Raw genomic sequence first — 23281 nt, forward strand, 5'->3', positions numbered from 1 at the left:
CGAACGGGCACGTCCCGAACGGGCACGTCCCGAACGGGCACGTCCCGAACGGGCACGTCCCGAACGGGCACGTCCCGAACGGGCACGTCCCGAACGGGCACGTCCCGAACGGGCACGTCCCGAACGGGCATGATGTCCGCGGACACGGGCCCGCGCAAGCGCAAGCGCCGTCGCGACCTCTCCAGTCGACGCCGCCCCTGCGTCTCCTGCTCCGGACACGCGTGCCCGAAGGGTCCGCGCCGATCCGCCTGCGCGTGCCGGGCGTTTTCGCTATCATCGGGCAACCCGCGCCGGCAAGCCGCGGCCGATCCGTCAGGTTCGAAAGAAAAAGCCATTCGAGAGGGCTGCGCACGCCGCGTCGCGCCTTTCCCGCCCAACTTCGACCAAACCGCCCGCCCAGGGCCGTCGACAACCCGCCGCCCATCCGGCGAGCGCCACCGCATGAACAACTCACTCCGCTCGATTGCCCGACTGCTGATCCCGATCGCGACACTTGCGATCGCATCGTCCGCGTACGCCGATTCACAGGCGCTCGACGCCGCGCTCGATTGCTCGTCGACGGGCCACGCGTTCGTCGCGCCGCTCGCCGCAAGCGGCGCGATCCGCTCGCAACCGATGCACGTCGAAGCGAACTCGATGAATGCGTTCCGCACGAATCGCACGCTGACCGCCTATGGCTTCCCGGTCTACGTCGTGCTCGGCTATCAGGCAAACGACCCGCTCTTCACGCATGGCGACGGTGAGCCGATCGGCGACTGGGCGTATGGCGTCGTCGTCCGGGGCTCGGAGCAAGCGGTGGAGGCAAAGGTGCGCGAGGCAGGCAGCCGGGCGGTCGTCAAGAACGCGTTTCCGTTTCTGACGGCGATCGTGTGCACGTCGCCGTAAGCGCGCCGACTTACGACGGCCTGCCTGCGGCGCCCGACAGGCCGACGCGCGGGCCGTCTCGCCGCAAGGGCTTGCCGGGCCCGGCACCGCGCCGCCGGCGCTACGGACGCCTCGGCTTGCGCACGTCGCGCACCGGCCCCGCGCGCTAGGCGAAGCCGCGACAGCCCGCCGGCACTCGACACGAGCCCTCCGCTGGAGCGCCCGGAAACGCCCGCCGCGCGGCGGCGGTCACGAACCGGCGCACCCCGCCGCCCGGGGGCAGACGCGCCGCCGCACCGCAACCGGATCACGCGCCGGTATAGACGACACGATACGGAATGCCGACCTTCTCCCACTCGGCAGCCTCCTGACTGAGGTTGTAGTCGGTGAGCGGATTCTGCTGAACCCATGCGCTCGGCAGGTGCACTTCGTAGCCGCCCTTTTTCATCTGCGCGACGTCAATGTCGGGCAAGCCGGCGTCGTTGCGGCGCCGGCACAGCAGCGCGGCGAGGCGCAGGCAGAACAACAGCGGCCACTCGACTTCTCGCGACTGCGACAACTTGCCGAGCTTGCCCGCGTGCCCGAGCACGAGCGCGGCGAGCCGCGCCTGGTCGGTGCGCGAGAAGCCCGGCATGTCGGCGTTGCTCGCGATGTACGCCGAATGCTTGTGGTACGCACTGTGCGAAATCGACAGCCCGATCTCGTGCAGCGCGGCCGCCCAGCCGAGGAACGTGCGGCTTTCATCGCGATCCTCGCCTTCGGGCTCGTCGAGCTGGTCGTAGAAGCGCGCGGCGAGCGCGCCGATGCGCGCCGCCTGCGCGCGATCGACGCCGTAGCGGCGCGTGAAGCCGTCGACCGTCACCGCGCGCATGTCCTCGTGCTGCGTGCGGCCGAGCAGGTCGTACAGCACGCCCAGGCGCAGCGCGCCGTCCGTCGTGTCGACGTAGTCGATGCCGAGTTCCTCGAACACCGCGAGCATGATCGACAGCCCGCCCGCGAGCACCGGCACGCGATCGGGCTTCAGCGCGACGAGCTTCAGCCGGTTCACGTTCTCGGCCTTGATGAGCGCGCGCTTCAGGCGCTCGAGGCCGCCGCGCGAGATTCCGTGCGACACGCCCGCGTCGTTGAAGCCGTTCGCCTCGACGAGCTCCGCGAGCGCGCGCGCCGTGCCGGACGAGCCGATCGCCTGATCCCACCCCGCCTTCTTGTATTCGCCGGAGATGATCTGGATCTCGCGCTTCGCAGCGAGCTCGGCCTGGCGCATCGTGTATTCGTCGACGTTGCCGGCCGGAAAGAACGCGCGGCTATGGCTCACGCAGCCGATGTAAAGGCTCTCCATCACGAGCGGCGTGTAATGCTGGCCGATGATGAACTCGGTCGAGCCGCCGCCAATGTCGACGACGAGCCGCTTGCCGGCGCTCGCCGGCACCGAGTGCGCGGCGCCCGCGTAGATGAGGCGCGCCTCCTCGCGGCCCGCGATCACCTCGATCGGAAAACCGAGCGCCGCCTCCGCCTCGGCGAGAAACTCGCCGGCGTTCTTCGCGACCCGCAGCGTGTTGGTCGCGACCGCGCGCACGTGATCCGGGTGGAAATCGCGCAGCCGCTCGCCGAAGCGCTTGAGCGCTTCCCAGCCGCGCTCCTGCGACGCGCGATCGAGCATCTTGTCGCGGGACAGGCCCGCCGCGAGCCGCACGGGCTCGCGCAGCGCGTCGACGGGGTAGATCTGGCTGCCCGCGGGCGTCTCCTCGACGCGCCCGACGATGAGCCGGAAGCTGTTCGAGCCGAGATCGACGGCAGCCAGTAGATGCGGGGATGTAACCATCGAGGGGGCTCCGTTCTCGCCTGGCGCGCGCAGGCGACACTGCGCGCACCGAAAAGATCAAAGGCGCCATTTTAAGCGCTGCGCGCCTTCCGGTGTCGGTCGCGCGCCGGCCGACACCGGCTTTCATTGTATCTAGAGGACGCTTTTATGAAATCCCAGGTTTTCGAGCGTATGATTGGCCGACAAACATCAAACTGTCATCAGCACGTCATCGCACCGTGAGAATTTCCGAGCGACCTTTCGAGTCTGCGCCTGACCTTCCGTATTCTCTGCCGATGTCTCTCCGTTATCCGCTCCTGAATCGCGAACTCGGCATCCTGGGCTTCAACGAGCGCGTGCTCGCCCAAGCCGCCGATCCGCACGTGCCCCTCCTCGAGCGCCTGCGCTTCATCTGCATCACGAGCAGCAACCTCGACGAATTCTTCGAAGTCCGGATGGCCGGCCTCCAGGAGCAGATGCGCGACAATCCCGGCGCGCTCGCGCCGGACGGCATGTCGCTGCAGCACGTGTACGGCCTCGTCGTCGAGCGCGCCCAGCGGCTCGTGCACCGGCAGTACACGATGCTGCACGAAACGATCCTGCCCGCGCTCGAACAGGAAGGCATCTATTTTCACGGCACCGAGACGTGGAGCGACGCGCAGATCGAATGGGCGCGCCGCTACTTCTTCGACGAGCTGCTGCCCGTGCTCACGCCGATCGGCCTCGATCCCGCGCATCCGTTCCCGCGCGTGCTGAACAAGAGCCTGAACTTCGTGGTCGAGCTCGAAGGCCGCGACGCGTTCGGCCGCCAGGCGGTGATGGGCATCGTGCAGGCGCCGCGCGCGCTGCCGCGCCTCGTGCGCATGCCGCAGGAGCTGTCGGGTTTTCAGCACGGGTTCGTGCTGCTCAGCTCGCTGATGCAGCGCTTCGTCGGCGAGCTGTTTCCGAAGCTCGTCGTCAAGAGCTGCAACCAGTTTCGCATCACGCGCAACAGCGAGCTCTTCGTCGACGAAGACGAAATCACGAACCTGCGCGTCGCGCTGCAGGGCGAACTGCCCGCGCGCCATCTCGGCAATGCGGTGCGGCTCGAGGTATCGGCCGACACGCCGCCGCATCTCGTGCGGCGCCTGCTCGACGAAAGCGGCCTGACCGAGAAGGACTGCTACCGCGTCGACGGCCCCGTCAATCTCGTGCGGCTGATGCAGTTGCCGGATCTCGTCGACCTGCCCGAGCTCAAGTTCACGCCGTTCCTGCCGGCGATCCCGCCCGCGATCGCGAACGCGCCGTCCATGTTCGACGCGATCGATCGCGGCGACATCCTGCTGCACCACCCATACGAGAGCTTCCAGCCGGTGCTCGAGCTGCTGCAGCAGGCCGCGCAGGACCCGAGCGTCGTCGCGATCAAGCAGACGATCTACCGCACCGGCACCGATTCGCCGCTGATGGACGCGCTGATGGAAGCCGCGCGCAACGGCAAGGAAGTGACGGTCGTCGTCGAGCTGCTCGCGCGCTTCGACGAGGAGACGAACATCAACTGGGCCGCGCAGCTCGAATCGGTGGGCGCGCACGTGGTATATGGCGTCGTCGGCCACAAGTGCCACGCGAAGATGATGCTGATCGTGCGCCGCGCGACGCAAGGCGGCAAATCGGTGCTGCGCCGCTACGCGCACCTCGGCACCGGCAACTATCATCCGCGCACCGCGCGCCTTTACACCGACTTCGGATTGATGACGTCCGAGCCCACGATCTGCGAGGACGTGCATCATGTGTTCCAGCAGCTGACGGGCATCGGCGGCGAACTGAAGCTGCACGAGATGTGGCAATCGCCGTTCACGCTGCATCCGCGGCTGATCGAGCACATCCGCGCGGAGGCCGGAAACGCGCGCGCCGGCAAGCGTGCTCGGATCGTCGCGAAGATGAATGCGCTGCTCGAGCCGACCGTGATCGCCGAGCTCTACGAAGCGTCGCAAGCCGGCGTGAAGATCGACCTGATCGTGCGCGGCGTGTGCGCGCTGCAACCCGGCGTACCGGGGCTGTCGGAGAACATCACGGTGCGTTCGATCGTCGGGCGCTTTCTCGAGCACCACCGGATCTATTACTTCCACGCGGACGGCGAAGAGCGTGTTTATCTGTCGAGCGCCGACTGGATGGATCGCAATCTGTTCCGGCGCGTCGAGGTCGCGTTCCCGGTGCGCGATCGCAAGCTCAAGCGCCGCGTGATCGCCGAAGGGTTGTCGGTGTTCCTCGGGGACAATCAATCCGCGTGGCTCATGCAGAGCGACGGCCACTATCGCCGACGCCGCGCGGGCAAGGCGCCGCGCAACGCGCAGCTCGGGCTCCTCGCGAAATTCTGCTGACGGACGGCGGCGCCCGTTCGACGCGGCAACGCGACGCGCGTGCGCCGCCGAATCGAAAAACCTCGACGGAGAAGCGCGGCGATCCCCGGCGCCGCGCGCGCCTCACATCACGCCGCGTGTCGCCGGCTGATCGTCCGATGCGCGGGAAAGCGCGCGCTGAACGTGCTGCCTCGCCCTTCCTCGCTCTGGATCGACAGTTGCGCGTCGTGCCGTTGCAGCACGTGCTTGACGATCGCGAGCCCGAGCCCCGTGCCGCCCGTGTCGCGCGAGCGGCTGCGATCGACGCGATAGAAACGCTCGGTGAGCCGCGGCAGATCGGCGGCCGGGATGCCGAGGCCGCTGTCGGTGACCGAAAACACAGCCTGCGCGCCGTCGCGCCGCCATTCGACGCGAATCGTCCCGCCGTCAGGCGTATAGCGGATCGCATTCGTCACGAGGTTGCCGAGCGCGCTGAAAATCTCGGTCTGCGCGCCCGTCACCGCGAGCGTCTCGTCAACCTTGAACGTGATCTCGTGATGGCCGTTCGACAGCGTCTGCGCATCGTCCTTCAGATGATCGAGCACCGTGCGCATGTCGACCGCCCGATCGGCGGGCGGCTTGCTCTCGCCTTCGAGCTTCGCGAGCACGAGCAGATCGGTGACGATGTGCCGCATCCGCGACGCCTGCTGCTCCATCAGCTCGAGATAGCGAGCGCGCTCGTCGTCCGACAGCGGCAGCTCGCGCATCGTCTCGAGAAAGCCCGACAGCACGGTGAGCGGCGTCTTCAGCTCATGCGAGACGTTCGCGACGAAGTCGCGCCGCATCGCATCGGTGCGCTCGAGCTCGGTGATGTCCTGCGTGAGCAGCAGCTTGCGATTCTCCCCGTACGGAAACACCTGCACGGCGAGCACGTTCTGCCGGTTGCCGCCCATGCCGCGCATCACGAGCGTCTCGTCGTAATGCTGGCCGTTCAGGTAGCGGACGAAATCCGGATGGCGCACGAGATGCGTGATGTGCTGGCGCAGGTCGCGCTTCGCGTCGAGCCCGAAGTGCACTTCCGCGATCGCGTTGCACCACTCGATCTGATCGCGGTCGTCGAGCATCGCGACGCCGTTCGGCGACGCCTGGATCGCCTGAATGAAACGCGAATGCTGCTGCTCGACCTGCCGAACCTGCGCGTGCCACTGCTTCGCGAGCTTGTGCAGCCGGTAGTAGATCTCGCCCCAGATGCCCGGCGCGCTCGGCACTTCGCCGTAGACGGGCGCATCGAGCAGGCGCCAGAGGCGCTGCGTGTGGAAGGTGCTGACGAAACCCTGCACGACGAGCATCGCGAGCGCGAAGACGAGGCCCGGCACTGGGCCCGCGATTGCGCCGATGATTCCGCTCACGAGCGCGAGCAGGACGAGCGACACCAGAAAGCGCGCCCAGATGATGTTCATGATTCGGCGCCCGACGAAAGAGGAAAACGATGTCACGCGGCGGCGCTGACCCTTCGCGCCGCGCAACCGTTACGCGTGTTTCGCGAGCCGGTAGCCGCTGCCGCGCACGGTTTCGATCATAGCATCGCAGCCGGCGGGCTTGAGCGCGGCGCGCAGCCGCTTGATGTGCACGTCGACCGTGCGCTCCTCGACGAACACGTGATCGCCCCAGACCTGGTCGAGCAGTTGCGTGCGGCTGTGGACGCGCTCCGGATGGGTCATGAAGAAATGCAGCAGGCGAAACTCGGTCGGACCGAGATCGAGCTTGATCTCGCTGCCGTCGGATTGCGCCGCGACGCGATGCGTCGCCGGGTCGAGCCGCAGCCCGTTGATCGACACGACGTCCTCCGTCAGCTGCGGCGCGCGCCGGCGCAACACCGCCTTGATCCGCGCCATCAGCTCCTTCGGCGAGAACGGCTTCGTCACGTAGTCGTCCGCGCCGATCTCGAGGCCGAGCACCTTGTCCTGCTCGTCGCCGCGCGCGGTCAGCATGATGATCGGGATGTGCTTCGTGCGCTCGTTGTTGCGCAGGTCGCGCGCGAACGCGATGCCCGACTTGCCCGGCAACATCCAGTCGAGCAGCACCAGATCGGGCAGCACGTCGCTGATCAGGCTCTGCGCCTGCTCCGCGTTGTATGCGCGAATCGGACAATGCCCCGCATGCTGAAGGTTCACCGAAATCAATTCGGAAATCGCGGGTTCATCTTCGATGACGAGAATGTTGCTGGGCATCGGCACCTCGTTCCGTCCTTGTCGGCAGTTAGCTGTTGGCTTCGCGATCGAGCATGTCGCGCGGCTGGTGCCGCACGTCGGTGCCCTTCACGATGTAAATGATGAATTCGGCGATGTTCTTCGCGTGATCGCCGATCCGCTCGATCGCCTTCGCGATGAACAGATAATCGAGGCCGACCGAAATCGTTCGCGGATCTTCCTGCATGTACGACACGAGCTTGCGCACGAACGCCCGGAATTCCTGGTCGATCTCCTTGTCGTCCTTGACGATCTGCGCGGCGGCGACCGTGTCGAGGCGCGCGAACGCATCGAGCGCGCGGCGCAGGATCGTGACCGCCATGTCGCCCGACACCTTGATCTCGGCGATGTTCACGCCGCGCGCGGCCGGCTCGTCGACGAGACGGCGCACGCGCTTCGCGATCTTCTCGGCCTCGTCGCCCGCGCGCTCGAGGTTCGTGATCGTCTTCGAGATCGACATCAGCAGGCGCAGGTCGCGCGCGGCCGGCTGCCGGCGCGCGATGATGTTGCCGCACTCCTCGTCGATCTCGACTTCCATGTGATTGAGGCGATCCTCCGCTTCGATCACGCGCTCGGCCGCGGCACGGTCGAACTCGTTCAGCGCGTGCATCGCTTCGGTGATCTGCGCCTCGACGAGGCCGCCCATTTCGAGCACCTTCGACGACACCGCGTTGAGATCGGCGTCGAACTGGCTCGACAGATGTTTATCCGACATTGTTGCCCTCCGTCATCCGGTCAGCCGAAGCGGCCCGTGATGTAATCTTCCGTTTCCTTGCGCGCCGGCTTGATGAAGATCTTCTCCGTTTCGCCGAACTCGATCAGCTCACCGAGATACATGTACGCGGTGTAGTCCGAGCAGCGCGCCGCCTGCTGCATGTTGTGCGTGACGATGACGACCGTGTAGTCGCTCTTCAACTCCGCGATCAGCTCTTCGATGCGGCCCGTCGAGATCGGATCGAGCGCCGAGCACGGCTCGTCGAGGAGCAGCACTTCAGGCCGGATCGCGATGCCGCGCGCGATGCAAAGGCGCTGCTGCTGCCCGCCCGACAGGCCATAGCCGCTCTGGCTCAGCTTGTCCTTCACTTCGTTCCAGAGCGCCGCCTTCGTGAGCGCCCATTCGACGCGGTCGTCCATCTCCGAGCGCGTGAGCCGCTCGAACATCTTCACGCCGAACGCGATGTTGTCGTAGATCGACATCGGGAACGGCGTCGGCTTCTGGAATACCATGCCGATGCGCGCGCGCAAGAGCGAGATGTCGAGCTTCGACTGCAGCAGGTTCTCGCCGTCCATCACGATCTCGCCTTCCGCGCGCTGCTCCGGGTAGAGCGCGTACATCTTGTTGAACGTGCGCAAAAGCGTGGACTTGCCGCAGCCCGACGGGCCGATGAACGCCGTCACCTTCCCTTCGGGAATGCTCAGGTTGATGTTCTTCAGCGCGTGAAACTGGTTGTAGAAGAAATTCAGGTTCTTGACTTCGATCTTCGCGTTCAGCGGCGCGAGCGGACGCTGCCCCGTCGCCGCGCCGGCGCCGGCCGGCCCCGTGGCGAGTTTCGAAGGATCGAGGTGGCTTTCTGCCATGTTCATCGGATTGCTCCGCCGTTACTTTTTCGAGAAGACCGAGCGCGCGAGGATATTGAGTCCCAGCACCCCGAGCGTAATCAGAAACACGCCCGCCCACGCGAGCGACTGCCATTGCGCGAACGGGCTCATCGCGAACTTGAAGATCGTGACGGGCAGGTTCGCCATCGGCTGGCTCATGTCGACCGAGAAAAACTGGTTCGACAGCGCGGTGAAGAGCAGCGGCGCGGTTTCGCCCGCGATCCGCGCGACCGCGAGCAGCACGCCCGTGACGATCCCGCCCACCGACGCGCGCAGCGTGATCTTCAGGATCATCCGCCACTTCGGCGTGCCGAGCGCGAACGCGGCCTCGCGCAGCGCATTCGGCACGAGCTTCAGCATGTTCTCGGTCGTGCGGATCACGATCGGGATCTGCAACAGCGCGAGCGCGATCACGCCGGCCCAGCCGCTGAAGTGGCCGGATTTCGCGACGACGAGCGCGTACACGAACAGACCGACGACGATCGACGGCGCGGACAGCAGGATGTCGTTGATGAAGCGCATCACGCTCGCGAGCCAGCTCTTCTGGCCGTACTCGGCGAGGTAGACGCCCGCGAGAATGCCGATCGGCGTGCCGATGAACGTCGCGAGCGCGACAAGCAGCAGGCTGCCGACGATCGCGTTCGCGAGCCCGCCGCCCGCCGTGTCCGGCGGCGGCGTCGATTCGGTGAAGAGCGTGAGCGACAGCCCGCCGATCCCGAGATGCAGCGTCGTGTAGAGAATCCAGACGAGCCAGAGCAGGCCGAACGCCATCGCGGCGAGCGACGCGGTCAGCGCGATCACGTTGGTCACCTTGCGGCGGCGCTGCAAGCGCGCGCGCATCGCGTCGAGCACCGCTCCGTCCGGACCCGGCATGTTGACGATCGGCGCGCTCATTTGCGGCCCTCCCCGCGTTCGAGGCGCTGCAGCATCAGCTTCGAGATCGCGAGCACGATGAACGTGATCACGAACAGGATGAGGCCGAGCTCCATCAGCGCCGACGTATGCAGCCCGGGCGCCGCTTCCGCGAATTCGTTCGCGAGCGCCGACGTGATGCTGTTGCCGGGCGAGTACAGCGACACGTTGTCGAGCAGGTTCGTATTGCCGATCACGAACGTGACGGCCATCGTCTCGCCGAGCGCGCGGCCGAGGCCGAGCATCACGCCGCCGATCACGCCCGTCTTCGTGTAGGGCAGCACGATCTTCCACATCACTTCCCACGTGGTGCAGCCGATGCCGTATGCGGATTCCTTCAGCAGCACGGGCGTCACCTCGAACACGTCACGCATCACCGATGCGATGTACGGGATGATCATGATCGCGAGAATCACGCCGGCGGACAGGATGCCGATGCCGATCGGCGGCCCCTGGAACAGCGCGCCGATGACCGGAATCGGTCCCAGCAGCGCGCCGATGGGCTTCTGGAAGTACGTCGCGAAGATCGGCGCGAACACGAGAAGCCCCCACATCCCGTAGACGATCGACGGGATCGCGGCGAGCAGCTCGATCGCGATGCCAAGCGGCCGGCGCAGCCAGACAGGCGACAGCTCGGTGAGAAAGAGCGCGATGCCAAAGCTCACGGGCACCGCGATGACGAGCGCGATGATCGACGTGACGATGGTCCCGTAGATCGGCACGAGCGCGCCATACGAATCGGAGTTGGGATCCCATTCGGCGTGCCACAGGAACGAGAGGCCGAACTTTTCGATGGTCGGCATCGACGCGATGACGAGCGACACGATGATGCCACCGAGGAGGAGTAGCGTCACGATGGCCGCAAGGCGCGTGAGGCCGCCGAACACGATGTCGCCGTAACGGCTCGGCGCGCGCATGGGCGGCTGGTCGCCGGATCGTGTCGACGCGAAAGGGATGTCAGACATGGGAGCCTGTTTTTCAATGACGGACGGCTTGCGCCGCCCGCCTGTACCGCACACGCCGCCCTGCCGTGCGGCCGGGCGGCGAACCGCTATGACGTTACCGTCAAGCTTACTCCGCGACCGCCTTGCCGGCCGCGTCCGTCACCTTCACCTTCCACTGGTTGCGGATTTCCGTCTCGACCGATGCCGGCAGCGAGATGTAATCCAGATCGTCCGCCGCCTTCGCGCCGTTCTTGAACGCCCAGTCGAAGAACTTCAGCGTTGCCGTGCCTTGCGCCGGCTTGTCCTGCTTCGCGTGCAGCAGCACGAACGTCGCGCCGACGACCGGCCACGCTTCCTTGCCCGGCTGGTTCGTCAGGATCTGGTAGAACGACTTCGACCAGTTCGCGCCGGCGGCGGCGGCCTTGAACGTCTCGGTCTTCGGCTCGACCACGGCGCCCGTCGAGTTCTTCAGCGCGGTGTAGATCATGTTGTTCTTCTTCGCGTACGCCCACTCGACGTAGCCGATCGCGCCCGGCAGGCGCTGCACGAAGGCCGCGACGCCGTCGTTGCCCTTGCCGCCCGTGCCCGTCGGCCAGTTGACGGTCGTGCCTTCGCCGACCTTCGACTTCCACTCGTTGTTGACCTTCGACAGGTAGTTCGTCCAGATGAAGCTCGTGCCCGAGCCGTCCGCGCGGCGCACGACCGCGATGTCCGTATCCGGCAGCTTGACCTTCGGGTTCAGCGCGGCGATCGCCGGATCGTTCCACTTCTTGATCTTGCCGAGATAGATGTCGCCGAGGACCTCGCCCGACAGCGTCAGTTCGCCCGCCTTCACGCCCGGGACGTTGACGACGGGCACGACGCCGCCCACCACCGTCGGGAACTGGAACAGGCCTTCCTTCGCGAGTTCGTCATCCTTCAGAGGCGCATCCGAGCCGGCGAAATCGACCGTCTTCGCGATGATCTGCTTCAGGCCGCCCGACGAGCCGATGCCCTGATAGTTGACCTTCGCGCCGCCCGACTGCTGATAGTCGGCTGCCCATTTCGTGTAAATCGGCATGGCGAAGGTGCTGCCCGCGCCGGTGATGTCGGCGTGTGCGGCGACCGCGAAAAGCGCGCCGGCGAGACCGGCGAACGCGGTTTGCATCAATTTCATGAGACCTCCAGTGTGTGAGCGGATGACTACGGCACCGCGAAGATTAGGGGCTACTCATGACAGTAATGTGACAGTCAATGAACCTTGTATGACAGCAGCATGACCCGATTGAAAGGCGACAGCGCCGTCTGTCGCGGCTGCCGGCGGGTTCGAGCGGCCCGCCTGTAGAGCGTAGGAAAAAATTCACGCGAAGGAAAAGCCGAAGTTGGCGAGCGGCCGCGGACGGGCCGCGTCGCCGCGACCGGCGCCCGCCTGATTTTGTGTCTTTCTATTTAGTCCGACAAATTTCGGACGCGGCGCGAGATTGCCGCAGGGCCGCGATCCGGGACGGATCGGCGGCCCCGCGATATGAGGGCGGGATGAGTCCGACGCCGACTCCGACCCGGCCTGTCCGGCCGATTCGGGCTCGGCGCGAGCGCGCCGCGCTTACGCCGTCGCCTGCTTGACCGCGTCGGCAATCGCCTCCGCATGATGGTTCGCATCCGCCGCGTGCCGCGCCTCGACCATCACCCGCAACACGGGTTCCGTCCCCGACGCGCGGATCAGCACGCGGCCGCTGCCGGCAAGCGCCTGCTCGGCCGAACCGATCGCGCGGCGGATCGCATCACTGCCCTTCCAGTCGGCGCCAGGCTTCATCCGCACGTTGATCAGCTTCTGCGGGAACAGCGTGACGCCTTCGAGCATCTGCGCGAGCGTCTTGCCGCTGCGCTTGAGCGCGGCGAGCACGAGCAGCGCCGAGACGATCCCGTCGCCCGTCGAATGCCGATCGAGCGACAGAATGTGGCCCGAGCCCTCGGCGCCGAGTTGCCAGCCGCGCTCGCGCAACTGCTCGAGCACGTAGCGATCGCCAACCGCCGCCCGCACGAACTGCACGCCCGCGTCTTTCAGCGCGACTTCGACGGCGAGATTCGTCATCAGCGTGCCCACCGCCCCCTCAACCTGGCCGTTAGTTGCAATGCGATCCTTGACGAGCACGTACAGCAACTCATCGCCGTTATACAGCCGCCCAGTATGGTCGACGACGAGCAGGCGATCCGCATCGCCGTCGAGGGCAATGCCCAGATCGGCATGGTTCGCGCGCACCGCGCGCATCAGCGCGTCGGGCGCCGTCGCGCCGACGCCGTCGTTGATGTTGAAGCCGTTCGGCGCCACGCCGATCGGGATCACATCCGCGCCAAGTTCGTGAAATACATGCGGCGCGACCTGATACGCGGCGCCGTGCGCGCAATCGACGACAAGCTTCATCCCGCGCAGGTCGAACGCAGCCGGGAACGTGCTCTTGCAGAACTCGATGTAGCGGCCGGCCGCGTCGTCGAGACGCCGCGCCTTACCGAGCCCATCCGACGGCGCGCAATCGAGCGACTTGTCGAGCCACGCCTCGATCTCGGCTTCGGTTTCGTCCGGCAGTTTGTTGCCGTCGGCCGAGAAGAACTTGATGCCGTTGTCGTGATACGGATTGTGCGACGCGCTGATCACGACGCCCGCCGACAGCCGCAGCGCGCGCGTCAGATACGCGACGCCCGGCGTCGGCATCGGGCCCGCGAGCATCACGTCGACGCCCGCCGCGGAAAAACCTGCTTCAAGTGCGGCTTCGAGCATGTAGCCCGACACGCGCGTGTCCTTGCCGATCAGCACCGTCGGCCGCGCGCCCGACGCCGCGCGGCCAGGCGCGCTCGCGAGCACCTTGCCCGCCGCGTAACCGAGCCGCAACACGAAATCGGGGGTGATCGGCGCGTCGCCGACCTTGCCGCGAATGCCGTCCGTGCCGAAATAACGACGTCCCATGTAGAACCTTCCTCCTGGTTTCGACTTATGCTCGCCGCGCGGCATCGCGCACGGCGCTCCATACTTTCAGTGCGTCGACGGTCGCGGCGACGTCATGCACGCGCACGATCGCCGCGCCCCGCTCGAGCGCGCAAACCGCCGCGGCGACGCTCGCCGCGACGCGCTCGGGCGCGGGCTTGCCGATCAGCGCGCCCAGCATCGACTTGCGCGACATGCCGGCGAGAATCGGATACGCCCGTCCGCCGGGCCGCGCGGGCGCCGTCCGTGGCAAATGAGCGAGCAGCGCATAGTTGTGTTCTATCACCGCCTTGCCGAAACCGAACCCCGGATCGACGCTGATACGCCGGGCATCGATGCCGGCCTGCACGAGCGCGTCGACGCGCTCGGCGAGAAACGCGCGCACGTCGGCGACCACGTCGCGATAGTCGGGCTCGTGCACCTGCATCGTCCGCGGCTCGCCGAGCATGTGCATCACGCAGAGGCCGCACGCGCTGTCGCGCACCGCGTCGATCGCGCCCGGCTGCCGCAGGCCCCAGATGTCGTTGATCAGATCGGCGCCGGCCGCGAGCGACGCGCGCATCACGGCGGGCTTGTACGTGTCGATCGACAGCGGCACGCTCATGCCGCGCAGCGCTTCGACGAGCGGAATCACCCGCTCGAGTTCCTCGTCGAGCGGCACGGGCGGCGCGCCGGGACGCGTCGATTCGCCGCCGATGTCGATGATGTCGGCGCCCTCGGCAAGCATCCGCTCCGCCTGCGCGAGCGCGGCGTCTCGGGCGACGTAACGTCCGCCGTCCGAAAACGAATCGGGGGTGACGTTGAGGATGCCCATCACGAGGGGCCGCTCGAAGGTCAGCGTGAAGCGGCCGCACTGCAGCGGTTCGGGAATGGAAAAAACGGGATCGGGACTGGACACGAGCTGAAGCGTCGGATCGAACGCGATGGGAAGCGATGAAAAGCGTCTGACAAGAAAGCAAAACGGGCCGGTGTGACAGCCACACCAGCCCGTGAACGAAAGCCGCAATCGTTTATGCCGGCGCGGTGGCGTTGCCCGGCTTGACTTCGGCGCCGGACGAACCGCCCGACGAAGGATCGCCGGCCGGCGGCGCGCTCTTCGGCGAACGCGGCGGACGCCCTTCCATGATGTCGTTGATCTGATCGGCGTCGATCGTTTCCCATTCCATCAGCGCGGCCGTCATCGCCTCGACCTTGTCGCGGTTCTCTTCGAGCAGACGGCGAGCAAGTCCGTATTGCTCGTCGAGCACGCGGCGGATTTCCGCGTCGACCTTCTGCTGCGTCGCCTCCGAGATCGTGCGCGTGAACCCGCGCCCGAACGGTCCGCCGTCGTTCTCGTCGTCGACGTACACCATCGGCCCGAGCGCATCGGTCATCCCGAAGCGAGCCACCATCGCGCGCGCGGTCTGCGTCGCCTTGTTGAAGTCGTCCGACGCGCCGGTGCTCACGAGATTCAGGAACAGCTCTTCGGCCACCCGGCCGCCGAACAGAATCGCGAGGCGGTCGAGCAGGTAGTCCTTCGAATACGTCTCGTTGTCGTGCTCGGGCAACTGCCACGTCACGCCGAGAGCGCGGCCGCGCGGGATGATCGTCACCTTGTGAACCGGATCGGCCTTCGGCAGCAGCTTCGCGATCACCGCGTGCCCCGACTCGTGGTAAGCGGTCGCGCGCTTCGCTTCCTCGCGAATCACCGCCGACTTGCGCTCCGGCCCCATGAAGATCTTGTCCTTCGCGTCCTCGAAGTCCTGCATCTCGACGATCCGCTTGCCGCGGCGCGCGGCGAAGAGCGCCGCCTCGTTGACGAGGTTCGCGAGATCGGCGCCCGAGAAGCCCGGCGTGCCGCGCGCGATGACCGCCGCATCGACGTCGTTCGCGATCGGCACCTTGCGCAGGTGCACGCGCATGATCTGCTCGCGGCCGCGGATGTCCGGCAGGCCGACGTAGACCTGACGGTCGAAACGGCCGGGGCGCAGGAGCGCCTTGTCGAGCACGTCGGAGCGGTTCGTCGCGGCGATCACGATCACGCCCGAATTCGCCTCGAAGCCGTCCATCTCGACGAGCATCTGGTTCAGCGTCTGCTCGCGCTCGTCGTTGCCGCCGCCCATGCCGGCGCCGCGATGACGGCCGACCGCGTCGATTTCGTCGATGAACACGATGCAAGGCGCATGCTTTTTCGCCTGCTCGAACATGTCGCGCACGCGGGCCGCGCCGACGCCGACGAACATTTCGACGAAGTCCGAGCCGGAAATGCTGAAGAACGGCACCTTCGCCTCGCCTGCGATCGCGCGCGCGAGGAGCGTCTTACCGGTGCCCGGGGGCCCGACGAGCAGCACGCCGCGCGGAATGCGGCCGCCGAGCTTCTGGAATTTCTGCGGATCGCGGAGGAAATCGACGAGCTCGGACACTTCCTCCTTCGCTTCGTCGCAACCGGCGACGTCGGAGAAGTTGACCGCGTTGTTGTTCTCGTCGATCAGCCGCGCGCGGGATTTGCCGAACGAGAATGCGCCGCCCTTACCGCCCCCCTGCATCTGTCTCATCATGTAGAACCAGAACACGATGATGAGCAGCGTGGGACCGAGATAGTAGAGCGCGGAGACGAGCGCGTTCGGCTCGTCGTCGGCCTTGCCGCTGACCTGCACGCCGTACTTCATCAGATCGCCGACCATCCAGATGTCGCCCGGCGACACGATCTGATACTTCTGACCATCCGCGGGAGTGACGGTGAGGTTGCGCCCCTGCACGACGACGTTCTTGATCTTGCCGTTCTTCGCGTCATCCATGAACTGCGAATAGGAGACGCCTTCCTGGACGCGGGGCTTGTCGAACTGCTTGAACACCGTAAACAGCACCAGTGCGATCACCAGCCACACTGCTGCCTTCGAAAACATATTGTTGTTCAAAGCACCACTCCTTCACTCATAGACGAGCGCCTACATTTGCCTTGCGGCGCTCCTCAGGCATTCTAATCCAGTCCGCAGCCCCTCGCCATAAGGATTCGCTACCGCGCCGATAGGCGCGCGGCACGGCTGGCAAGGGCTCCGGCGCATCCTGCCGCGCGATGCCACCTTCAGCGCGGCAGCTTCAGATGCCGACCCAAAATAAATGTTTCGGACGATTTGTCGCGGGAAGCTTTTGGCTTGCGCGGCGCCACCGTTTTAAATTGGTGCTTGAATTTCTCGACAATCTGGCTGTAGCCGCTGCCGTGGAAGCACTTCACCAAAAGAGCGCCATCCGGTTTCAGATGATTTTGCGCGAATTCGAGCGCCAGATCGCAGACATGCTCGATCCGCGCCGCGTCCGCGACCGCCACGCCGGACAGGTTGGGGGCCATGTCGGAAATTACAAGGTCGACCGAGCGCCCGGCGAGGACCTCCTCCAATTGGTGCAGCACCGTCTCCTCGCGGAAGTCACCCTGGATGAAATGGACGTCGGCGATGGGCTCCATCGGCAACATGTCGAGCGCGATGATCGTGCCGTCGATGCCGCCTTCGCGCACCGCGTCGCGCCGCCGGCCCTGCGCGAGCTTGTTGCGCGCGTACTGGCTCCAGCTCCCCGGCGCCGCGCCCAGATCGACGATCACCTGGCCCGGACGGATCAGCTTGTCCTGCTCGTCGATTTCCTTCAGCTTGTACGCGGCGCGCGCGCGATACCCTTCCCGCTGCGCCATTTTGACGTACGGGTCGTTGATGTGGTCGTGCAACCAGGATTGGTTAAAGCGGTTCTTTGCCATGCGATGAAGAGATTGCTGCCGATTGCTTCGTGAAGCCGCGCTTTTGGCGGATAATGCGGGTCTTATTGGCGCGGCTTACGGCCCCGACGGGCCCAAGCCGCGATTTTACGTGGTTTCGGCGCGCCGCCGCGGAAAAGCTTCGTCGCTCGTCCCGGCTTGCCCGCCGTCAATTTGATTCGAATTCCTCATTCCGATGCCCGCCCTTTCGCTTTCCCCCGCCGAGCGCTCCGCGCTGCGTTCCGAAGCCCATGCGCTCAAGCCCGTCGTGCTGATCGGCGCCGAAGGGCTGACCGACGCCGTGCTCGCCGAGATCGAGGTTCACCTCGCCGCGCACCAACTGATCAAGATTCGCGTGTTCGGCGACGAGCGCGACGAGCGCGTCGCGATCTATGACGAAATCTGCGACCGCCTGAACGCGGCGCCGATCCAGCACATCGGCAAGCTGCTCGTGATCTGGAAGCCCGAGCAGGCCGAAGCGGCGCCGCAGCGCGGCCGCCGCGGCGTGCCCAGCGCGCGCGAAGCGGCCCGCGCGGGCGCCGCGCAACCCGAGGTCGCGAAAGGCCGTGCGCCGCGCGTCGTCAAGGTGGTCAAACAATCGCCGAACGCGCCCGCCGTGCGCCGCCCGAAGCCGCAGAAAGTGCGCGTGCTCGGCAACGAGCGCGTGACGGCGGGCGGCAACGTGAAGCGCGCGAAGAAACGCCAGTCGAGCGCGAAGCGTCAGCACCAGAACGAGAAGTAATCGCTTATCGGACGCGTCGCACGGCCTGATCGGCCGGTCGACGGGCCCGCGCACGAGGCGCGCCGGCCGCGTGCACAGGCTCAGGCGCGCCGCTCGCCGTCGAGCGGGTTCGCGCCGCCGTCTCCCGGCAGCTGCCAGATCAGCGCGATGCCGACCAGGCTCTCGACGAGATAGAAGAAACTCGATATGCCGTGCAGCAACGCGAAGCGCCCCGCATACGCGGAATGGCCGACGTCCGCTCCCGCCTCGAGCGCCGCGACCCGCAACGCGTTCATGAACGGCTGCAACGCGAAGTAACCGACGAGCACGCAGCCGAGCATCGCCGCGAGCAGCCAGCGCAGCCGCCGGTACGCGTCATGGCCGCGCCGCACGAGCAGATTCGACAGGCCGATCAGCAGCACGCCGCACACCGCGCCGATCGTCGCCTCGATGCCGAACAGGCGCGCGGCGACGGAGCCCGCCGTCGCACGCTCGAGCGTCGCGAACAGCACCGGCGCGACCGCGTAGCCGATCGTCAGCAGGCTGCCGACCCAAACCGTCGCCAACAGGCGAAACAGCCGGTGCGGCGCCGCGGAACCGGCCATCAGATGTACAGCACCGAAATGATCTCGTACTCGCGCACGCCGCTGGGCGCCTGAACCGCCGCGACGTCGCCTTCGGACTTGCCGATCAGCGCGCGCGCGATCGGCGAGCTGACCGAAATCAGACCGTGATCGAGATCGGCTTCGTCGTCGCCGACGATCTGGTACTTCACCGTGTCGCCCGTCTCGAGATCCTCGAGCTCGACCGTCGCGGCGAACACCACGCGGCCGTCGGCGTCGACTGCCGTCGGATCGATGATCTGCGCGGCCGACAGCTTCGATTCGATTTCCGCGATGCGGCCCTCGATAAAACCCTGCTTTTCCTTCGCGGCGTCGTATTCGGCGTTCTCGGACAAGTCGCCCTGCGCGCGCGCTTCGGCGATCGCGTTGATGACGGCCGGCCGCTCGACGGATTTCAGGCGCTGCAGTTCATCGCGCAGTTGATCTGCGCCACGCTTCGTCAACGGAATGGTGCTCATAAACGACTCAATAGCTAAAAACGGCCATAAAAAAAATCACCGCGATTAAGCGCATTTCCGAAACATCGGAAACGCCGCTTAATCGCGGCACGTGTTGCTTGGACAGGTAACTGGAGGCTTAGTTTAGGCGAGCGTGCAGACCTTGTAAATCATAGACTTCCAAGTCCTTCAGGTACCGAAGCCCCTCCACCGCCGCGCGTGCGCCGGACATCGTCGTGTAATACGTGACCTTGTGCGCCTGCGCGCTCATCCGGATCGAACGCGAATCGGCGATCGCCGCGCGCGTCTCGTCGACCGTCGTGAACACGAGCGCGATCTCGCCGTTCTTGATCATGTCGACGATGTGCGGACGGCCGTCCTTCACCTTGTTCACGACCTTCACCGGCACGCCCGCCGCCTCGATCGCGGCGGCCGTGCCGCGCGTCGCGACGAGCGGATAGCCGAGATCGTGCAACATCTTCGCGACCTCGACGGCCTTCGGCTTGTCCGCGTCCATCACCGTGAGCAGCACCGTGCCCGACTCCGGCAGGCGAGAGCCGGCCGCGAGCTGCGACTTGAAGAGCGCCTCGCCGAAGGTCCGGCCGACGCCCATCACCTCGCCCGTCGAACGCATCTCGGGCCCGAGCACCGGGTCGACGGTCGGGAACTTGATGAACGGGAACACCGCTTCCTTCACGCTGAAGTACGGCGGCTCGACTTCCTTCGTCACGCCCTGCTGCGCGAGCGTCTGGCCGACCATCGCGCGTGCGGCGATCTTCGCGAGCGGCAGGCTCGTCGCCTTCGACACGTACGGCACCGTGCGCGACGCACGCGGGTTCACTTCGAGCACGTAGATGACGTCTTCCTTCGAGCCGTCCTGCTGCGGCACCTGCTGGATCGCGAACTGCACGTTCATCAGGCCGACCACGTTCAGCGCCTTCGCCATCGCGCCCGTCTGGCGCTTCAACTCGGCAACCGTCTCCTTCGACAGCGAGTACGGCGGCAGCGAGCATGCCGAGTCGCCCGAGTGAACGCCCGCCTGCTCGATGTGCTCCATCACGCCGCCGATAAACACGGCGTCGCCGTCGCAGATGCAGTCGACATCGCATTCGATCGCGTCGTTCAGGAAGCGGTCGAGCAGCACCGGCGAATCGTTCGACACCTTCACCGCCTCGCGCATGTAGCGCTCAAGGTCGCGCGGCTCGTGGACGATCTCCATCGCGCGGCCGCCCAGCACGTACGACGGACGCACGACGAGCGGATAGCCGATCTCGTCGGCGAGCGCGAGCGCTTCGTCCTCGGCGCGCGCGGTGCGGTTCGGCGGCTGGCGCAGGCCGAGATCCTGCAAGAGCTTCTGGAAGCGCTCGCGATCTTCGGCCGCGTCGATCATGTCCGGCGACGTGCCGATGATCGGCACGCCGTGCGCCTCGAGATCGAGCGCGAGCTTCAGCGGCGTCTGGCCGCCGTACTGGACGATCACGCCGACGGGCTTCTCCTTGTCGACGATCTCAAGCACGTCCTCGAGCGTGAGCGGCTCGAAGTACAGGCGATCGGACGTGTCATAGTCGGTCGACACCGTTTCCGGGTTGCAGTTGACCATGATCGTCTCGTAGCCGTCCTCGCGCATCGCGAGCGCGGCGTGCACGCAGCAGTAATCGAACTCGATGCCCTGGCCGATCCGGTTCGGCCCCCCGCCGAGCACCATGATCTTCTTGTTCGTCGTCGGCTGCGCCTCACACTCGTCCTCGTAAGTCGAGTACATGTAGGCCGTCTTCGTCGCAAACTCGGCCGCGCAGGTATCGACGCGCTTGTAGACCGGGCGCACGTTCAGCGCGAGGCGGCGCGCGCGCACGTCGGCGGGCGTCGCGCCGAGCAGCTTCGCGAGGCGCCGGTCGGAGAAGCCGCTCTGCTTCAGATAATGCAGCTCGTCCTTCGTCAAGCTCGCGAGCGTGCGGCCGGCGAGCGCCTTCTCCTTCAGCACGATCTGCTCGATCTGCGCGAGGAACCACGGATCGATCGCGGTTTCCTCAAAGATCTGCTCGCGCGACATGCCGATGCGAAACGCGTCGCCAACGTACCAGATCCGGTCCGGGCCCGGCTCGCCGATCTCGCGGACGATCTCGTCGCGGCTCGTCGTCTTCTCGTCGAGACCGTCGACGCCGACTTCGAGGCCCCGCAGCGCCTTCTGGAACGACTCCTGGAACGTCCGGCCGATCGCCATCACTTCGCCGACCGACTTCATCTGCGTCGTCAGCCGCGAATCGGCCTCGCGGAACTTCTCGAACGCGAAGCGCGGGATCTTCGTGACGACGTAATCGATCGTCGGCTCGAACGACGCGGGCGTCGCACCGCCCGTGATCTCGTTCTTCAGCTCGTCGAGCGTGTAGCCGACCGCGAGCTTCGCCGCGACCTTCGCGATCGGAAAGCCCGTCGCCTTCGACGCGAGCGCCGACGAACGCGACACGCGCGGGTTCATCTCGATCACGACCATGCGGCCGTCCTTCGGGTTGATCGAGAACTGCACGTTCGAGCCGCCCGTGTCGACGCCGATCTCGCGCAGCACCGCGAGCGACGCGTTACGCAGGATCTGGTATTCCTTGTCGGTGAGCGTCTGCGCCGGGGCGACCGTGATCGAGTCGCCCGTGTGCACGCCCATCGGGTCGAGGTTCTCGATCGAGCAGACGATGATGCAGTTGTCGGCGCGGTCGCGCACGACTTCCATCTCGTACTCCTTCCAGCCGAGCAGCGATTCCTCGATCAGCAGCTCGCGCGTCGGCGACAGGTCGAGGCCGCGCTTGCAGATCTCCTCGAATTCCTCGCGGTTGTACGCGATGCCGCCGCCCGAGCCGCCGAGCGTGAACGACGGACGGATCACGACCGGGTAGCCGCTGCCGCCCGTGGCCGCCATGATCTCGCCGTGCACCTTGTGCGCCTCTTCCAACGAATGCGCGATGCCCGACTTCGCGGAACCGAGACCGATCTTCGTCATCGCGTCCTTGAACTTCTGGCGGTCTTCCGCCTTGTCGATCGCTTCAGGCGACGCGCCGATCAGCTCGACGCCGTACTTCTCGAGCACGCCGTGGTGGAACAGGTCGAGCGCGCAGTTGAGCGCGGTCTGGCCGCCCATCGTCGGCAGGATCGCGTCGGGGCGCTCCTTCGCGATGATGCGCTCGACGACTTCCCACGTGATCGGCTCGATGTACGTGACGTCCGCCGTGCTCGGATCGGTCATGATCGTAGCCGGATTGCTGTTGACGAGGATGACCTTGTAGCCCTCCTCACGCAACGCCTTGCATGCCTGCGCGCCCGAATAGTCGAACTCGCACGCCTGGCCGATGATGATCGGGCCGGCGCCGATGATGAGGATGCTGTTGATGTCTGTGCGTTTTGGCATGGCTATTGGGATTCAAAAAATAATCGTTGATGCGCGAACGGCGGGCGATGTTCAGCTCATCGTCGCGAGCGCGAGCTTCACGGAAAAGCCGACGAACAGGCCGCCCACGCCGCCCGACGCGCCGGCCGCGAGCTTGCGGCGGCGACGGAAATGATCGGCGAGGCGCGCGCCCGTGAAGATCAGCGTGCTCAGATAGACGAAGCTCGCGAATTGCGCGATCGCGCCCAGCACGACGAACGACAGCGCCGGATGCGCGTAGGACGGATCGACGAACTGGATGAAGAACGAGATGAAGAACAGGATCGCCTTCGGATTCAGGAGGCTCACGACGAGCGCCTTGCGAAACGGCCGCTCGCCGTCGACCGCGCGCCGCACGTCGGCGCCCGCGTCCGCGGGCCGCGCGAGCTTTCGCCACGCGCCGCGCAGCATGCCTGCGCCGATGTACAGCAGGTATGCGGCGCCGCCGTACTTGACGACCGAGAACAGCAACGGGTTCGCCTTCAGGAGCGACGCGACGCCCGCGGCGGACAGCACCATCAGCACGGTGTCGCCCACGAACACGCCGCACGCGGCGCGGTAGCCGGCCTTCACACCGCGCTGCGCGGCGAGCGACAGCACGTACATCGAGTTCGGCCCCGGCAGCAGAATGATGAACACCACGCCGAACACGTAGGTCCAGAGATCCGTGATGCCGAGTGCGTGACCGAACATGATGCGAGCCCCCCTAATCGATGCGATG

Annotated in this window: 19 protein-coding genes; 3 read left to right on the forward strand and 16 right to left on the reverse strand. The window is 66.2% G+C overall.

Annotated features, from left to right (window positions below; genetic code table 11):
* The first annotated feature begins 441 nt into the window (after positions 1-441).
* Positions 442-885, forward strand: a complete 444-nt coding sequence (locus BTH_RS26300; RefSeq protein ID WP_009891886.1) for a hypothetical protein — start codon at positions 442-444, stop codon at positions 883-885.
* Between the two features lie 286 nt (positions 886-1171).
* On the opposite strand, the gene ppx is transcribed toward BTH_RS26300, so the two are convergent.
* Entirely contained in the window at positions 1172-2686 is a 1515-nt protein-coding gene (gene ppx, locus BTH_RS26305) for an exopolyphosphatase (protein WP_009891888.1), read from the reverse strand.
* Between the two features lie 275 nt (positions 2687-2961).
* Here ppx and ppk1 point away from each other — a divergent pair, with 275 nt between their 5' ends.
* Positions 2962-5022, forward strand: a complete 2061-nt coding sequence (gene ppk1, locus BTH_RS26310) for a polyphosphate kinase 1 (protein WP_009891890.1) — start codon at positions 2962-2964, stop codon at positions 5020-5022.
* Positions 5023-5129: 107 nt separating this feature from the next.
* On the opposite strand, the gene phoR is transcribed toward ppk1, so the two are convergent.
* The 11 genes from phoR to BTH_RS26365 all read right to left on the reverse strand — a co-directional run bounded on the left by phoR (position 5130) and on the right by BTH_RS26365 (position 17370).
* Positions 5130-6440 (reverse strand): phosphate regulon sensor histidine kinase PhoR, encoded by a 1311-nt coding sequence (phoR, locus tag BTH_RS26315; RefSeq protein WP_009891892.1) that lies wholly within the window; start codon positions 6438-6440, stop codon positions 5130-5132.
* A 69-nt stretch (positions 6441-6509) separates the two neighbouring features.
* Positions 6510-7211, reverse strand: coding sequence for a phosphate regulon transcriptional regulator PhoB (gene phoB, locus BTH_RS26320; RefSeq protein WP_004192125.1), 702 nt, complete (start codon positions 7209-7211; stop codon positions 6510-6512).
* A 28-nt stretch (positions 7212-7239) separates the two neighbouring features.
* Complete coding sequence (gene phoU / locus BTH_RS26325) at positions 7240-7944, reverse strand: phosphate signaling complex protein PhoU (RefSeq protein ID WP_009891899.1); 705 nt, start codon at positions 7942-7944, stop codon at positions 7240-7242.
* A 20-nt stretch (positions 7945-7964) separates the two neighbouring features.
* Complete coding sequence (gene pstB, locus BTH_RS26330; protein ID WP_009891901.1) at positions 7965-8813, reverse strand: phosphate ABC transporter ATP-binding protein PstB; 849 nt, start codon at positions 8811-8813, stop codon at positions 7965-7967.
* A gap of 15 nt (positions 8814-8828) precedes the next feature.
* Complete coding sequence (pstA, locus tag BTH_RS26335; protein ID WP_009891903.1) at positions 8829-9722, reverse strand: phosphate ABC transporter permease PstA; 894 nt, start codon at positions 9720-9722, stop codon at positions 8829-8831.
* Positions 9719-10705 (reverse strand): phosphate ABC transporter permease PstC, encoded by a 987-nt coding sequence (gene pstC / locus BTH_RS26340; RefSeq protein WP_011402485.1) that lies wholly within the window; start codon positions 10703-10705, stop codon positions 9719-9721. The genes pstA and pstC overlap by 4 nt, the downstream gene beginning before the upstream one ends.
* Positions 10706-10811: 106 nt before the next feature.
* Positions 10812-11840, reverse strand: coding sequence for a phosphate ABC transporter substrate-binding protein PstS (gene pstS, locus BTH_RS26345; RefSeq protein ID WP_009891905.1), 1029 nt, complete (start codon positions 11838-11840; stop codon positions 10812-10814).
* A gap of 426 nt (positions 11841-12266) precedes the next feature.
* Complete coding sequence (gene glmM / locus BTH_RS26350) at positions 12267-13625, reverse strand: phosphoglucosamine mutase (RefSeq protein WP_009891906.1); 1359 nt, start codon at positions 13623-13625, stop codon at positions 12267-12269.
* A 25-nt stretch (positions 13626-13650) separates the two neighbouring features.
* On the reverse strand, positions 13651-14541 hold the full coding sequence (gene folP, locus BTH_RS26355; protein ID WP_009891907.1) for a dihydropteroate synthase: 891 nt from the start codon (positions 14539-14541) through the stop codon (positions 13651-13653).
* 112 nt (positions 14542-14653) lie between these two features.
* Positions 14654-16540, reverse strand: a complete 1887-nt coding sequence (ftsH, locus tag BTH_RS26360; RefSeq protein ID WP_009891908.1) for an ATP-dependent zinc metalloprotease FtsH — start codon at positions 16538-16540, stop codon at positions 14654-14656.
* A gap of 167 nt (positions 16541-16707) precedes the next feature.
* Positions 16708-17370 (reverse strand): RlmE family RNA methyltransferase, encoded by a 663-nt coding sequence (locus tag BTH_RS26365; RefSeq protein WP_009891909.1) that lies wholly within the window; start codon positions 17368-17370, stop codon positions 16708-16710.
* 193 nt (positions 17371-17563) lie between these two features.
* Between BTH_RS26365 and BTH_RS26370 the strand changes: the two genes are divergently transcribed.
* Positions 17564-18109 carry a YhbY family RNA-binding protein gene (locus BTH_RS26370; protein WP_009891910.1) on the forward strand — a complete coding sequence of 182 codons (546 nt, stop codon included), beginning with the start codon at positions 17564-17566 and terminating at the stop codon, positions 18107-18109.
* 80 nt (positions 18110-18189) lie between these two features.
* On the opposite strand, the gene BTH_RS26375 is transcribed toward BTH_RS26370, so the two are convergent.
* From BTH_RS26375 to leuE, 4 genes are all read right to left on the reverse strand, one after another.
* Entirely contained in the window at positions 18190-18693 is a 504-nt protein-coding gene (locus BTH_RS26375) for a DUF4149 domain-containing protein (protein ID WP_009891911.1), read from the reverse strand.
* A complete protein-coding gene (gene greA, locus BTH_RS26380) occupies positions 18693-19169 on the reverse strand; it encodes a transcription elongation factor GreA (protein WP_009891912.1) in 477 nt (158 codons plus the stop codon). The genes BTH_RS26375 and greA overlap by 1 nt, the downstream gene beginning before the upstream one ends.
* Before the next feature lie 118 nt (positions 19170-19287).
* The gene (gene carB / locus BTH_RS26385) at positions 19288-22542 is read right to left on the reverse strand and encodes a carbamoyl-phosphate synthase large subunit (protein ID WP_009891914.1); all 3255 of its coding nucleotides are present in this window, start codon (positions 22540-22542) and stop codon (positions 19288-19290) included.
* Positions 22543-22593: 51 nt separating this feature from the next.
* The gene (gene leuE / locus BTH_RS26390) at positions 22594-23253 is read right to left on the reverse strand and encodes a leucine efflux protein LeuE (RefSeq protein WP_009891916.1); all 660 of its coding nucleotides are present in this window, start codon (positions 23251-23253) and stop codon (positions 22594-22596) included.
* Positions 23254-23281: the final 28 nt, after the last annotated feature.

Origin of the sequence: Burkholderia thailandensis E264 (assembly GCF_000012365.1) — a bacterium.
Taxonomy (GTDB): domain Bacteria; phylum Pseudomonadota; class Gammaproteobacteria; order Burkholderiales; family Burkholderiaceae; genus Burkholderia; species Burkholderia thailandensis.